Below are 13,786 nucleotides of genomic sequence, written 5' to 3'. Positions count from 1 at the left end.
CCTGTTTAGAGTGGCCGAGTGCCAGAAAAGTTGCATCCAAACGTCGAGAAAGTCGCCGCGATCCTCACCGAGCACAACGTCTCGGGCGAGATCGTCGTGTTCGCGGAGGCCACTCCCACCGCCGTCACCGCCGCCGCCCAGCTCGGCTGCGAGGTCGGCGCCATCGCCAACAGCCTGATATTCGACGCCGACGGTGAGCCCCTCCTGGTGCTGACCAGCGGCGCCCACCGGGTGAACACCGACCTCGTCGCCGAGACGATCGGCGTGGCGAAGGTGAAGCGGGCCAGCCCGGACTTCGTCCGTACCGCCACCGGTCAGGTCATCGGCGGGGTCTCCCCGATCGGTCATCCCGCCCCCATCAGGACGCTCGTCGACACCTGGCTCGGCAAGCACGAGGTGGTCTGGGCGGCCGCCGGCCATCCGCACACGATCTTCCCCACCTCCTTCGACGAGCTCATCCGCATCACCGGCGGCGTGCCGGTGGACGTCGAGTAACCGCTGTCCGGTGCGACCCCACGCCCGCGGAGGCCGGTGGTGCTCGTTGACGAGCACCACCGGAAGAGCGTTCGACCGCGGAGAGCGGGCCGTTGATCGAACGGAAAACGCCCCGCCGTCCGTCGCGGCCGCGCGTCTACGGAGACCGGACGGTGCCCGAGCGCTCGCCGGCCCGGGTTCGTTCCGCTCCCGCGGGGGAACACCGGCGTGGAGGCAGGACGCGCATGCCTCGCATGGTGCGGTGTGTTCCGCAGCGGCCTCGGTGGGGCGCGTTTCTCAGCCCCGGGTCACCCGGGCCGGAGAGCAGGTAAAGATGTCCAAAAGTTCCACGAAAATCACTAAGCACCGCTTTCGCACCATTTTGCGGTCCCCGTGGCACCGGTCCTGCTAGGGTGCGTCGGGTGATCGGACTGCGACGGGTCGCCCCCGATGAGTTCACCCTTCGGCTGGACTCGGTCCTCGATGTCTACACCGCGGCGATGAATCCGCCCAGTGATCAGCTTTCGGGGCGAAAAGCGATCATGAGGAACCACGCGGCCCATCCCGGGTTCACCTGCCTGTTCGCCGAGACCTCCGACGGGACGCCGGTCGGTGTCGCCTACGGCTTCCACGGCGACCCCGGGCAGTGGTGGCACGACGTGGTGCGCCGGGCGATCGCGGAGAAGAACGGCGAGGGAAGTGCGCGCGGCTGGCTCGGCGACGCCCTGGAGCTCGCCGAGATCCACGTGCATCCCGACTACCAGGGCAAGGGCGTCGGCCGGGCGATGATCACGGGCATGTGCACGGGCCGCCTGGAGCGCACCGCCGTACTGTCCACCCGTGACCAGCCCACCGCGGCCCGGCACCTCTACCGGAGCATCGGCTTCGTGGACCTGCTCACCCAGTTCATCTTCCCCGGCGGCTACGAGCGCTACGCGATCCTCGGAGTCGTGCTTCCGCTGAACGAGTGAGCGCGGGCAGGCGCCGGCGGGCGAACCCCGGCGCGTCGGCCGACGTCAGCCGACATGGACGAGAGGGCGGCGTTCGGCGTCGGGTTCGGCCTGCCGCAGGACCTCGCGGGTGAGCGGAGGGACATCTCCCCCGCCGAAGACGAGATAGCGCAGCAGCGCACCGATGGGATTGCCCTCGGCCCAGTGGAAGTAGACGTTGGGCGTCTTGCCGGTCAGGTCGCGCAGGTGCAGGAGGATCGCCGCGATCGCGTTGGCGATGGTCGGGCTCTCCACGCGAAGGATGCGGAAGCCGTGCCTCTCCTCGCCGATCACCCGGAGCTCGCTCTCGAACTCCGACGCGTCGGGCACCGTCACCTCCAGGAACAGCAGGCCTTCATTGCTGCGGAGCCGGTGGAGCTCCCAGGCCTCACGGGCCTTGTCCACATACTCCTTGCAGTCGCGGGCATGCGGCTCGTTGGCGATGAGGTGGATCTCGGCCGCCTCGTTGACGTAACGGCGGGCCTGGTCGTCCAGGGTGATGCGGGTGACGCGCAGCTCGGTCGAGCGGGTGGCGCGGGAGATCAGCGAGGTGACGACGATCGCGAGGATGAAGAAGAAGGCGATCACGAGTCCGTCCGGGCGCTCGATCATGTTCGCGACCAGCGCGTAGGCGAAGATCAGCGCGACGATCCCGAATGGGATCGCGGTCCTCGTCCGGCCGTTCTTCCACGCCGACAGGGTGACGGCGACGGCCGCCGACAGGATGAGCGCCAGCACGCCGGTGGCGTAGGCGCCGCCCTGGGACTCCACGTCCGCGCCGAAGAAGAAGGTGATCGCGAATGAGATGGCGGTGAAGACGAGCACCATCGGCCGGGTCGCCCGCGACCAGTCGGGTGCCATGCCGTAGCGGGGGAGGTAGCGCGGCACGATGTTGAGCAGGCCCGCCAGGGCCGAGGCGCCGGCGAACCAGAGGATGCCGATGGTGCTGATGTCATAGGCGGTGCCGAACCAGTCGCCGAGATAGGCGTGGGCGAGGTACGCCAGGGCGCGGCCGTTGGCCTTGCCGCCCTCCTGGAACTCCTGCGCCGGGATCAGCACGGTGGTGAGGAAGCTGGAGGCGATCAGGAAGACGCTCATGATCAGCGCTGCCGTGGTCAGCAGCTTCTTCGCGCCCCCGATCCGCTCCGTCAGGCTGCCTCTGACCAGGGGCATCACCGCCACCCCGGTCTCGAACCCCGACAGGCCCAGGGCGAGCTTCGGCATCACGTAGAGCGAGACGGCGATCAGCGCGATAGGGCTGGAGTGCTCGGTGGTCAGCGCGTTCTGCCAGTCCGCGATCAAGCTGGGGTTGGCGATCACGTGCTGTACGGCCACCACCAGGACGACCACGTTCAGGCTCAGGTAGACGGCCACCAGAACCACCGCGATGGAGATCGCCTCGCTGAACCCGACGAGGAACACCCCGCCCAGGGCCGCGATCAGCACCAGCGTCACCGGGACCTGCCAGCCGCTCAGGAACTCCGGCACGAACGGGTTGTGCAGGACGTGCGCGGTGGCGTCCGCCGCCGACAGGGTGATCGTCACGATGAACGCGGTGGCGACGAACCCGAGCAGGAACAGCACCAGCAGTTTGCCCCGCCAGCCGGGCATCAGGCTCTCCAGCATCGCCAGGGAGCCCAGGCCGTTGGGACTCTCCCTGGCGACCGCGCGATAGACCGGCAGCGCGCCGAAGAGCGTCAGCGCCACCAGCAGCAGGGTCGCGATCGGGCTGAGGGTCCCGGCGGCGAGCGCCGCGATCCCCGGCTGGTAACCGAGCGTGGAGAAGTAGTCGACACCCGTGAGGCACATGACCTGCCACCACGAGTGCTGCGCGTGCGGGACCTCCTCCGCGTGCGGCCCCGTGCTCCTGTGATCCGGGCGCTGGAGACCACTGAGCAGCCAGCGTCCCAGACCCGCGCGCGTGCCGGAATCCGGGGACGCGCCCGATCCGGCGCTCCCCGTTTCCGCTGTATTGGCTGCACTGTCTGGCGACGGCATGGGGTGCACCTTACCGAAAGGCGCGCCGACCGTCGCTACGCCCCCATACGGTTTCCCTACGGGGCCGGGGCCCGAGGTTTCCCTGCGGGCCCGGGGCCCGAGGTCTCCCTGCGGGGCCGAGGCCCGCGATCCCCGCGAAGGAGGGGTCACGACGACCGCTTCCCCCCGCGCCGGGGACGTGGGGTGCCGCTATGTCACCGGCCGGCCAGCGAGACCGCCTTGGGCGCGAAGTCGAGGGCCTGGAAGACCTCCCGGGTCGCGCTCGAACGGTTGAAGGTGATGAAGTGGATCCCGGGTGCGCCCTCGTCGAGCAGGGTCTGGCAGAGCTCGGCGGCGTGCTCGATGCCCAGTTCGCGCACGGCCGCGGGGTCGTCCGCGACCGCCTCGAACCTCGCCGTCAGGCGGGGCGGGAACGGCGCGCCGGAGAGCTGCTCGGACCTGGCGATCGTGCTCATCTGGGTGACGGGCATGATGCCGGGGATGATCGGGGTGTCGCAGCCCTTGGCCGCCACCCGGTCGCGCAGCCGCAGGTAGTCGTCGGCCTCGAAGAACATCTGGGTGATCGCGTAGTCGGCGCCCGCGCGGCACTTGCGCACGAAGTGCTCGGTGTCGGCCTCCACCGTGCCCGACCTCGGGTGTTTGTAGGGGAAGGCGGCCACGCCCACGCAGAAGTCTCCGGACTGGCGGATCAGCCGGACCAGATCGTCGGCGTAGAGGACTCCCTCGGGGTGAGGCACCCACTCGCCCATCGGGTCGCCGGGCGGGTCGCCCCGCACCGCGAGGATGTTTCGGACACCCGCCCCGGCGAACCTGCCGATCAGGTGGCGAAGCTCGCGGACGGAGTGGTTGACCGCGGTGAAGTGGGCGACCGGGGTCAGCGTGGTCTCGTGGGCGAGCCGCTCCACGAGGTCGACCGTGCGGTCGCGGGTGCCTCCGCCGGCGCCGTAGGTGACGGACACGAACGTGGGGTGCAGCGACTCCAACTCGCGAATCGCGCGCCAGAGCTGCCGCTCCCCCTCATCGGTCTTCGGTGGGAAGAACTCGAAGGAGAACGACCGGCCACCGGCGGCGAGGAGCTCGCGGACGGTGGGAACACGATCGGGAAGGATTGACGGGCGACCCAGAGCCATACCCCTAGGGTACTGGCCCGGTCGCCCCGGCACCCGTGTCCGGTGCCCGTTCCGATACGCCTTCGGGGCCCGTTCCGGCGTCCGCCTCGAATGCCCGCCGCCGGCCTCGATCCCAATGCCCCCCTGAGATGTCCGCTTTGCATACCCTCTCCGGCGCCCGTCAACAATCGCGATCTTTCCCCTCCTCACCCATATGAGTGGTTCCTCCGGCCGGTTAATCTCAGTGCATGACCACTTCCGCAGCCGCGCTCGACACCATTCGGTCCGAAGTGGATCGTTCTCTCCGGGGGTTCGTCGACGAGCGTCGGCCCCAGGTCAGCGCTCCCGAGCTGGCTCCCCTCATCTCGGCCGCCGAGGATTTCCTCGCCGGCGGGAAACGGCTGCGTCCCGCCTTCTGCTACTGGGGCTGGCGCGGTGCGGGCGGGGGCGACGACCCCGCGATCTTCACCGCCGCCGCCTCGCTCGAGCTCCTCCAGGCGAGCGCCCTCGTGCACGACGACGTCATGGACGCCAGCGACCTGCGCCGGGGCATGCCCTCAGCGCACCGCAGGTTCCAGGCGCTGCACAGCGAGGCCGGCTGGCACGGCTCGGCCGAGCAGTTCGGGGAGGGCGCGGCCATCCTGCTGGGCAACCTGATGCTCATCTGGTCCAGCGAGATGTGGCGGAGCAGCGGTTTGCCGCCCGCCTCGCTCGCCGCGGCCCAGAATGTTCACGACCACATGCGCACCGAACTCATGTGCGGTCAGTACCTTGACCTGCTGGAGCAGGCCCACGGCGAGAACACCTTCGACAGCGCGCTGCGGGTCGCCCTCTTCAAGAGCGGGAAATACTCGGTGGAGCAACCGCTCCGGCTCGGCCTGGTGCTGGCCGCGCAGGCCCGCGAGCCGTGGATCGACCGGCTCTGCGAGGAGTACGGGCGATGCGTGGGCATCGCCTTCCAGCTCCGCGACGACATCCTCGGCGTGTTCGGCGACCCCGACGAGACCGGCAAGCCGGCGGGCGACGATCTCCGCGAGGGCAAGCGGACGATGCTCATCGCCCGGACGCTCGCCGCGGCCTCCCCCGCCCAGGCGGAGGTGGTGCGCCGCACCCTCGGCGACCCGGCGCTGGACGTGGCGGGCGTCGACCGGCTGCGCCAGATCATCGAGGAGACCGGGGCGCTCGTCGCGTGCGAGGCAATGATCAAGAATTACCTCGAGGACGCCCTGGGCTCGCTGGACGGAGCGCCGATCACCGCCGAGGCCCGCGTGGCCCTGGCCGACCTGGCCGTGGCCGCGACGTCGCGCCGCACCTGACCCCTGAGGCGGCCTGCCCGGACGGGGCAGGCCGTGGTTTCGGCGTCCTCCTCGACGAGGCCCGGAGCGATCGGCCGCCCCGCGCTCAGCTCGGAGCGGTCAGCCTCCGCCGAAACTCCTCGGCCGCCGCCTTGGGGTCGTCGGCCTCGGTGATGGCCCGTACGACCACGACCCGGCGCACGCCGTGCGACATGACCTCGTCCAGGTTGACGAGGTCGATGCCGCCGATGCCGAACCAGGGCCGGTCGGTGTCCAGGGCCGCGGCATGCCTGAGCAGGCCGGGGCCCGGGGCGGACCTCCCGGGTTTGGTGGGCGTCGGCCAGATCGGGCCGCAGCAGAAGTAGTCGACACCGGCCTCGACGGCCGCGGCGGACGCCTCCTCGGGGGCGTGAGTGGAACGCCCGATGAGGATGTCGTCGCCGAGCATGTCGCGCACGATCGGCACCGGCAGGTCGTCCTGGCCGAGGTGGAGCACGTCAGGACGGATCGCGTACGCGATGTCCGCCCTGTCGTTGACGGCCAGCAGCTTGCCGTGCCTGTCGCAGGCCTCGCGGAAGACCTCGAGGAGCCTGAGCTCCTCGCGTGCCTCGAGGCCCTTCTCGCGCAGTTGCACGATGTCGACCCCGCCCGCGAGGGCCGCGTCGAGGAAATCGGCGAGATCTCCCCGGTCACGACGCCCGTCGGTGCACAGATACAGGCGGGCGTCAGAAACCGAGGGCTTGCGCACGTCTCTTGACCTCGGTATGGCGGCCCGCGCGGAACGCGTCCACCGGTGACCCCGGAAGGGTGTCGTCGGGAGTGAAAAGCCACCGGAGCGACTCGACGTCGTCGTACCCGGCGTCGAGCAGCACCGTGAGGGTGCCCGACAGGCCTTTGACGAGATCGCCGTCCGCGGCGATGAAGGCCGCGGGAACCTGGGGTTCGCCACCGCCTCGTCGCACACCGATGAGCTTGCGGTCCTTGATGAGTTGCTTGGCGCGACCGGCGCTCAGGTTGAGCCTTCTGGCCACCTCGGTCAGGGTGAGCCACTCGCCCACCAACTGGTCGGTTTCCCGGTCGATCTGCGCAACAGAAAGCGTCACGAATCCACCACTACCACATCGAGCCCTTCGCCAAACACCCGGCGGCGAGGTTACGCCACCGTACAGTCGCGCAACGCTACCGCAGGGTCGGCCAGGCGATGGACGTCGAGGCGCTGCCCGCCCTCGATGAGACGGCGGCCCTGGAGCAGATCCCGGGGGCGGTTCACCGCGAGCACCGCGGCGAGCGTGTCGTCCTCGTTTGTCCAGCAGGCCCCCCAGTTGGCCTTGCCTCCGGCGGCGGGGTCGCCGCGCAGGACCAGACGGGCGCCGTCGTGATACCCGGCGTACTGCACCATGTTGTCGAACTGCTCGGACCAGAAATAGGGCACCGGGTCGTAGACCGCGTCGGCGCCGAGCAGGGCGGCCACGGCCACGTCCGGGGCGCCCAGGGCGGTGTCCCAGTGCTCGACCCGGAGGCGGCGGCCGTAGCGGCGCGACCACCAGGCGGCGCAGTCGCCCACGGCGACCACGTCCGGCAGCGAGGTGCGCAGATGCTCGTCGGTGACGACCCCGTTGTCCAGCGCGATGCCGGAGCCGGCCAGCCACTCGACCGCGGGCCGCACGCCCACGCCGGTGACGACCACGTCGGCCTCGACCGCGGATCCGTCGCCCAGGGTGAGCCCTCCCTGGTCGACCGAGGCGACCGTGACGCCGAGGCGCAGATCCACATCCGCCTGGGCGTACCAGGAGGCGGTGTGCGCGCCGACCGAGCCCAGCGCCGTGGCCAGCGGGAAGCTCGCGGCCTCGACGACGGTCACCGTGGAACCCGCCTTGCGGGCCGCGGTCGCGACCTCGGCGCCGATCCAGCCGGCGCCGATCACGGCGACCCTCGCCCCCTCGGTGAGCAGGGCGCGCAACGCGAGCGCGTCGTCGATGGTGCGCAGCACGTGCTGGGGGCCGTCGCCGCGCAACCGGACGGGGCGGGCGCCGGTGGCGACGACCAGGCCGTCATAGGCCAGCTCGCCCTCGGTGGTCTCCACCACGCCCGTGTGGAGCCCCTTGGCGGACACGCCGGGGCGGAAGTCGATCTCCAGCGCGTCGAGGTCGGAGTCGACGATCGTGGAGTCGGTCTTGCCGATGAGCACCCCCTTCGACAAGGGAGGGCGGTCGTACGGCCGATGTTGCTCCTCTCCCAGCAACGTGATCGTGCCGCCGAACCCGCGGGCCCGTAACGCCTCGACGCTGCGCACACCGGCCAGGCCGGCGCCAACCACCACGACATGATTCACACTTCCTGACCCTAAGTGGCCGAGCCAACCTCCTACCAACGGTCGTTGATAACGAAAACGGTATTTAGCTCACATCTTGCGCGATGAATGTGTTGTCGGAGCCCTTAAGGTAGGAGGGATAAGACGCGCGGGAGCCCGGGACGCACCGGGCTGAGAGGAGGGCTGCGGAGCTGCGAGGACTCCAGCGATCCCGGTGATGTGCGAGAGACGGCACGGCGTGCCCGAAGCGCGATTTCTCACATCACGGGGCGAGCGGGAATTCGAGCGCGACCGCATGCGGGCCCTCGACCGCCACGAACCTGATCCGGGTCATGCCGGCGAAGGGAGCGGAGCACGTATGGCAGACCACTTCGACGTACTCGTCATCGGCGGGGGCGTGATCGGGCTGTCGGTGGCATGGCGCACGGCCGCCTCCGGCCTGAGGGTGGCGGTGGTCGATCCCGCACCGGCCTCCGGGGCCTCGCACGCGGCGGCGGGCATGCTCGCACCGGTCAGCGAGGTCACCTACACCGAGGAGCCCCTGCTCCAGCTGGGTCTGGCCTCCCTCGAGAGATGGCCCGCGTTCGCGGCCGAGCTCGAGGCGGCCAGCGGCCACGACCTCGACTACCGCACCGACGGCACGCTGGACGTGGCCTTCGGCTCCGACGACCTGGCGGCGCTGGACGAGCTCGCCACCTTCATCGGCAAGCTCGGGCTGCCCGCCCAGCGGCTCACCGGCCGCGAGTGCCGCCGCCTGGAGCCCATGCTCGCCCCCTCCGTCCGCGGAGGCCTGCTGGCCGGTGGGGACGCCTGGGTGGACCCCAGGAGGGTCACAGGCGCGCTCCTGGCGGCGCTGGAGCGACTGGGCTGCGCGCTGATCCGCTCCCGCGTGGCAGGGCTGGAGGCCTCCCGTGAGACGGTCACCGGAGTGCGGCTGGCGACCGGCGAGTCCGTCGGGGCCGGCCGGGTGATCCTGGCCGCCGGGGTCTGGTCGGGAGCGCTGGAGGGGCTGCCGACCGAGGTGCTGCCGCCGGTGCGGCCGGTCAAGGGCCAGATCATGCGGCTGCGCTCTCCCACGCCGATCCTCCAGCGGTGCGTGCGCGGCGTGGTGCACGGCTCGCACGTCTACCTGGTGCCGCGCGGCGACGGAGAGCTGGTCGTCGGGGCCACCCAGGAGGAGATGGGCTTCGACACCCGGGTCACCGCCGGAGGGCTCTGGGAGCTGCTGCGCGACGCGCGGGAGCTCGTCCCCGGCGTGACCGAGCTGGAGGTCGCCGACGTGGTCGCGGGACTGCGTCCCGGCACCCCGGACAACCTGCCGCTGATCGGTCCCACCTCCCTGCCCGGCCTGTCCCTGGCCACCGGGCACCACCGCGCCGGGGTGCTGCTCGCCCCGCTCACCGCCGACCTCTGCTCGGGCGAGGCCGACCGGGGACTCTCGGCGATCTGCTCGCCCCTCCGTTTCCAGGAGGCACCGCCGACATCCCCGACGCCGGAGCCCGGGGTTTCCACGCCAGAAGGACTCAGATGAACGTGACCATCAACGGCACCGCGCACGAGCTGCCCCGGGGAGCCACCGTGAGGCAGGCCGTACAGAAGCTGACCGGGGTCAGCGGCGGCGTGGCCGTCGCGGTGAACGACGAGGTCGTCTCGCGGGGTGCCTGGGACTCCACGGCACTCGTGGAGGCCGACCGGGTCGAGGTGCTCACCGCCGTGCAGGGAGGATGACGGAGCAGATGACAGATATCAGCGACATCGGCGTGGGCATGGACGACGACTTCATGATCGGTGGGGAGAGGTTCTCCTCCCGGCTGATCATGGGCACCGGGGGCGCGCCCTCGCTGGAGATCCTGGACCAGGCGCTCGCCGCCTCGGGGACCGAGCTGACCACCGTCGCGATGCGGCGGCTCGACCCGGGCGCGCGAGGCTCGGTGCTCGACGTGCTGCGCAAGCGTGACATCAAGGTCCTGCCGAACACCGCGGGCTGCTTCACCGCCGGGGAGGCCGTGCTGACCGCCAGGCTGGCCAGGGAGGCCCTGGAGACCAACTGGGTCAAGCTGGAGGTCATCGCCGACGAGCGCACCCTGCTGCCCGATCCCATCGAGACCTTCGACGCGGCCGAGCGGCTGGTCGCCGACGGGTTCGTGGTATTGCCGTACATCGGTGACGATCCGGTGCTGGCGCGGAGGCTGGAGGCGGTGGGCTGCGCCGCGGTGATGCCGCTGGGCGCGCCGATCGGTTCGGGATTGGGAATTCGTAACCCGCACAACATCGAGCTCATCGTGGAGTTCGCGAAGGTGCCGGTGATCCTGGACGCCGGGATCGGTACGGCCAGCGACGCCGCACTGGCGATGGAACTGGGCTGTGACGCGGTTCTGCTGGCCACCGCGGTGACCAGGGCACAGCGTCCGGACCTGATGGCACAGGCCATGCGCTCGGCGGTCGGCGCGGGACGTCTGGCCCGACTGGCGGGGCGCATACCCCGACGTCGGTATGCAGAAGCCTCTTCTCCCCTCAATCCATAGAAAACCGCCACGTCTCGGCATCGGTTTACGACACAAGGATCCTGCGGACGTCAAACCGCCCTTAAACTCGGGCTCGTGGACACGACGTTTACGGACCCTCTCGTCGGGAAACTCCTCGACGGGCGTTACCGCGTTGAGTCCCGGATCGCCCGGGGCGGCATGGCGACCGTCTATCTGGCCCTGGACATCCGGCTCGATCGCACGGTCGCCGTAAAGGTGATGCATCGCTCCCTCGCGGAGGATCCCGCCTTCGTGCGGCGGTTCATCGGCGAGGCCAAGTCGGTGGCGAGTCTCTCGCACCCAAACGTGGTGCACGTCTTCGACCAGGGCACCGACGGCGACAACGTCTATCTCTCGATGGAGTACGTCCCGGGGCGCACCCTGCGCGACGTGCTTCGCGACCGGGGCAGGCTGCCCGCCCGCGAGGCCCTCGAAGTCATGATCCCGGTGCTCGCCGCGCTGGGCGCCGCGCACCAGGCCGGGCTCGTCCATCGGGACGTCAAGCCGGAAAACGTGCTGCTCAGCGATGACGGCCGGGTGAAGGTCGTGGACTTCGGCCTGGCCCGTGCCATCGAGGCGACCAACCAGACGCGCACGGGCGTCATGATCGGCACCATCGGCTACATGTCGCCCGAGCAGGTGACCTCCGGCTCCACCGACGCCCGCAGCGACGTCTACTCGTCCGGAATCATGCTGTTCGAGCTCCTCACCGGCCGCCAGCCGTACGAGGGCGAGACCCCGATGTCGGTGGCCTACCGGCACGTGCACGACACCGTGCCCCTGCCCTCGGCCCTGCTGCCGGGCTCCTCTCCGCTGCTCGACACGCTGGTGGCCCGTGCGACGGCCCGCGACCCCGCGTCACGCCCGGCGGACGCCACCGCGCTGCTGGTCGCGGCCGTCGAGGCGCACCGGATGCTGCCCAGGGAGAGCGGCCCGGTGCCGTCCGCCCCGGTCGGCCCGCCGCAGGGCCACAATCTGGCGGTGCCACCGCCGGCGCCGGCCAACCACACGCTGGTCCAGCCCCGCGCCGACCTGCTGACCGGTCCCGCCACGAGCCGCCAGGCCCCGCCTCCGGCCAAGACCCGGGCGAGGTTCCGGCCGCTCTGGTTCCTGATCGCGCTGGCCGTGGTGATGGTGGCCGGGGTCGGGGTGACCGCCTGGCTGTCGTCCCAGACCGACTCCATCAAGGTGCCCGCGACCCTGGTGGGCAAGAACATCACGATCGCCACGAGCGAGGCCGAGCGGCTCGGCTTCAAGGTCGAGGCCGGCAAGGCTGAGAACGACGAGAAGATGGCCAAGGGCAACGTGTTGCGGACGGAACCCGCCGCGGGCGTCGAGATGACCGACGAGAACCCCAAGCTGGTCCTCATCGCCTCCGCGGGCCCCAAGCGGATCGCCGTGCCGAACGCCGTGGGCATCAGCGAGGCGGAGGCCAGGAGCAAACTGGCCGAGGCCGGGCTCGTCGTCAGCGCCGTCAAGAAGCAGGCCAGCGAGACCGTGCCGCGTGGTCAGGTCATGCGGACCAGCCCGGCCGTGGGAAACCTGGTCAAGGAGGGCAGCAAGGTCGGTCTGATCATGAGCGCGGGCCTGCTCACACCGGACTTCAAGGGCATGCCCCGCGACCAGGCCGACGGCGCGGCGCGCAGCGGCGGGTTCGTCCCCGAATTCGTCGAGCAGACCGATGCCGCCCAGCCGTGCACGGTCATCGCCCAGGACCCGCAGCCGAACGCGGAGATCGACAAGGGCGCCGCCATCCGGCTGACCCTGTCGCAGTGCACCAACCCCGAATGGCACTGGCCGTGGGAGAACAACGACCAGAACGCCACGGACGGCGGCGTCGTCGTGGTCGTGCCGAACGTGCTGTTCAAGGACATCCAGGCGGCCAGGGGCGAGCTGCAGGCCGCGGGATTCAAGGTGAAGATCAAAAGAGGCCTGGGCCGGGGAAGGGTTCTGGCCCAGATTCCGCAGGCCGGGCAGCAGGTTCCGCCCGGCACCGAGGCGACCCTCTGGCAGTGAGCCGGCCCCCGGGAGCAAGGGGTCGGCTCGGTTGAGCCGAGCCCCGGAAACAGGCGTCAGAGCTCAGTGGCCGAGCTCCGGGAGCAGGGGTCAGCCCTCGCTCAGGGAGCCGTGCAGGCGGATGCGGGCAAGCCCGCCGTCGGGGTGGATGTCCACCCTGACGTGAGTGACCGCCGGGGCGTCCCCGATGCGGAAGCGGTGCGGGGTGTCGGGCTGCAGGCGGGTCCTGGGCAGCAGCCCGAACCAGGTGGTCCCGTCCGCCGTGCCCTCGATCGAGACCGCGCCGGGAGCGTTGAACAGCAGGTTGGTCGTGTCGATCTCGGCGAGCCTGATGATCCCGGCGCCCGCGAGGCGGATCACCAGCCAGTCGTTGCCTCCGTCGCGGCGGCGGGCGGTCTCCCAGCCCTCGGCCTGGTGGCGGGCGAGACCGGGGGCCAGGACGTTGTTGGGCGAGGAGTAGAACTGGTTGGAGCAGGCGGTGACCAGCGCGCCGTTCTCCAGCGCCGCCAGGTCCAGGCTGAGGCCGTCGTAGAGCGCCAGGTCGGGCCTGACCTCGCCGTGCACCCGCAGGCGGGCGACGCCCCCGTCGGGGAAGATGTTCAGCCGGACGTGCGTGTAGCGGCGCTCGTCGGCCACCTCGAAGAAGTGCTCGGCGTCGCCCTTGATCTCACTCTTGGGCACGATCTCCGTCCAGCCGGCGGCCTCCAGCTCGGCGACCGTGGGATACCCCTCCATCGCGACCGCCTCGACGGAGGCGTGGGGCGGGTAGTTGCCCCTGAACCAGGCGGTGTCGATCACGATGCCGCGGATCACGCCGGGCAGGCCGAGCCGGACCAGGGCCCAGTCGTGGCCGGGCTCGCGCCGCCTCCGCGTCTCCCAGCCGTCGTAGACCTGGCCCTTGGCCCCGAAGGTGTGCGGCTGGAAGCCGGGCCGGCCGGGCCGGATCAGGCTCTCCCGCTCGGCGAAGGACTCGTCGTTGGCCGCGATGACCGAACCGCCGAGAGATCGCAGGGCGAGGTCGGGCAGTGCGGTGAACTCACTCATGGAAAACCCTTTCTAGGTGGAACGG

Annotated in this window: 13 protein-coding genes; 7 read left to right on the top strand and 6 right to left on the bottom strand. The window is 70.6% G+C overall.

The genetic code is table 11. The annotated features are described in order from the left end of the window. Window positions 1–18: 18 nt before the first annotated feature. Together DKM19_RS12200 and DKM19_RS12195 are read left to right on the top strand one after the other, a co-directional pair. A complete protein-coding gene (locus DKM19_RS12200) occupies window positions 19–495 on the top strand; it encodes a YbaK/EbsC family protein (protein WP_089206211.1) in 477 nt (158 codons plus the stop codon). 401 nt (window positions 496–896) lie between these two features. Continuing rightward, a complete protein-coding gene (locus tag DKM19_RS12195) occupies window positions 897–1,445 on the top strand; it encodes a GNAT family N-acetyltransferase (RefSeq protein WP_110695798.1) in 549 nt (182 codons plus the stop codon). A 45-nt stretch (window positions 1,446–1,490) separates the two neighbouring features. Here the strand turns inward: DKM19_RS12195 and DKM19_RS12190 are convergent, their stop codons facing one another. Continuing rightward, a complete protein-coding gene (locus DKM19_RS12190) occupies window positions 1,491–3,461 on the bottom strand; it encodes an amino acid transporter (RefSeq protein ID WP_204358764.1) in 1,971 nt (656 codons plus the stop codon). A gap of 194 nt (window positions 3,462–3,655) precedes the next feature. Next, entirely contained in the window at window positions 3,656–4,591 is a 936-nt protein-coding gene (metF, locus tag DKM19_RS12185; protein WP_110695797.1) for a methylenetetrahydrofolate reductase [NAD(P)H], read from the bottom strand. A 227-nt stretch (window positions 4,592–4,818) separates the two neighbouring features. Here metF and DKM19_RS12180 point away from each other — a divergent pair, with 227 nt between their 5' ends. Further along, entirely contained in the window at window positions 4,819–5,886 is a 1,068-nt protein-coding gene (locus DKM19_RS12180) for a polyprenyl synthetase family protein (protein WP_110695796.1), read from the top strand. An 85-nt stretch (window positions 5,887–5,971) separates the two neighbouring features. On the opposite strand, the gene thiE is transcribed toward DKM19_RS12180, so the two are convergent. From thiE to DKM19_RS12165, 3 genes are read right to left on the bottom strand one after another with little or no spacing between them, the layout of a single operon-like run. Continuing rightward, window positions 5,972–6,613 (bottom strand): thiamine phosphate synthase, encoded by a 642-nt coding sequence (gene thiE, locus DKM19_RS12175; RefSeq protein WP_110695795.1) that lies wholly within the window; start codon window positions 6,611–6,613, stop codon window positions 5,972–5,974. Continuing rightward, window positions 6,591–6,968 (bottom strand): Rv2175c family DNA-binding protein, encoded by a 378-nt coding sequence (locus tag DKM19_RS12170; RefSeq protein ID WP_089206215.1) that lies wholly within the window; start codon window positions 6,966–6,968, stop codon window positions 6,591–6,593. Before DKM19_RS12170 ends, thiE begins: the two co-directional genes overlap by 23 nt. Before the next feature lie 50 nt (window positions 6,969–7,018). Next, on the bottom strand, window positions 7,019–8,185 hold the full coding sequence (locus tag DKM19_RS12165; RefSeq protein WP_239514205.1) for an NAD(P)/FAD-dependent oxidoreductase: 1,167 nt from the start codon (window positions 8,183–8,185) through the stop codon (window positions 7,019–7,021). A 349-nt stretch (window positions 8,186–8,534) separates the two neighbouring features. On the opposite strand from DKM19_RS12165, the gene thiO reads away from it, so the two are divergent. The 4 genes from thiO (at window position 8,535) to pknB (ending at window position 12,717) form a co-directional block, all read left to right on the top strand. Then, the gene (gene thiO, locus DKM19_RS12160) at window positions 8,535–9,707 is read left to right on the top strand and encodes a glycine oxidase ThiO (protein WP_110695793.1); all 1,173 of its coding nucleotides are present in this window, start codon (window positions 8,535–8,537) and stop codon (window positions 9,705–9,707) included. Then, entirely contained in the window at window positions 9,704–9,904 is a 201-nt protein-coding gene (gene thiS / locus DKM19_RS12155; protein ID WP_089206218.1) for a sulfur carrier protein ThiS, read from the top strand. Before thiO ends, thiS begins: the two co-directional genes overlap by 4 nt. Before the next feature lie 8 nt (window positions 9,905–9,912). After that, window positions 9,913–10,701 carry a thiazole synthase gene (locus DKM19_RS12150; protein WP_305000306.1) on the top strand — a complete coding sequence of 263 codons (789 nt, stop codon included), beginning with the start codon at window positions 9,913–9,915 and terminating at the stop codon, window positions 10,699–10,701. A 75-nt stretch (window positions 10,702–10,776) separates the two neighbouring features. Beyond that, window positions 10,777–12,717: a Stk1 family PASTA domain-containing Ser/Thr kinase gene (gene pknB, locus DKM19_RS12145; protein ID WP_110695792.1), complete on the top strand. Its 1,941-nt coding sequence runs from the start codon at window positions 10,777–10,779 to the stop codon at window positions 12,715–12,717. 90 nt (window positions 12,718–12,807) lie between these two features. On the opposite strand, the gene alc is transcribed toward pknB, so the two are convergent. Continuing rightward, window positions 12,808–13,761, bottom strand: a complete 954-nt coding sequence (gene alc / locus DKM19_RS12140; protein WP_110695791.1) for an allantoicase — start codon at window positions 13,759–13,761, stop codon at window positions 12,808–12,810. Between the last annotated feature and the right edge of the window lie 25 nt (window positions 13,762–13,786).

This window comes from Streptosporangium sp. 'caverna', assembly GCF_003203775.1.
GTDB classification, from domain to species: Bacteria; Actinomycetota; Actinomycetes; order Streptosporangiales; family Streptosporangiaceae; genus Streptosporangium; species Streptosporangium subroseum.
Note: the sequence above shows the minus strand (reverse complement) of the source record. Positions and strands in the feature narration are given on the sequence as shown.

Bases quoted from the DNA above. Each gene is read 5' to 3' on its own strand.
- DKM19_RS12190 (WP_204358764.1), bottom strand. From the start codon at position 3,461: ATGCCGTCGCCAGACAGTGCAGCCAATACAGCGGAAACGGGGAGCGCC.
- metF (WP_110695797.1), bottom strand. From the start codon at position 4,591: ATGGCTCTGGGTCGCCCGTCAATCCTTCCCGATCGTGTTCCCACCGTC.
- DKM19_RS12180 (WP_110695796.1), top strand. From the start codon at position 4,819: ATGACCACTTCCGCAGCCGCGCTCGACACCATTCGGTCCGAAGTGGAT.
- thiO (WP_110695793.1), top strand. From the start codon at position 8,535: ATGGCAGACCACTTCGACGTACTCGTCATCGGCGGGGGCGTGATCGGG.
- thiS (WP_089206218.1), top strand. From the start codon at position 9,704: ATGAACGTGACCATCAACGGCACCGCGCACGAGCTGCCCCGGGGAGCC.
- DKM19_RS12150 (WP_305000306.1), top strand. From the start codon at position 9,913: ATGACAGATATCAGCGACATCGGCGTGGGCATGGACGACGACTTCATG.
- alc (WP_110695791.1), bottom strand. From the start codon at position 13,761: ATGAGTGAGTTCACCGCACTGCCCGACCTCGCCCTGCGATCTCTCGGC.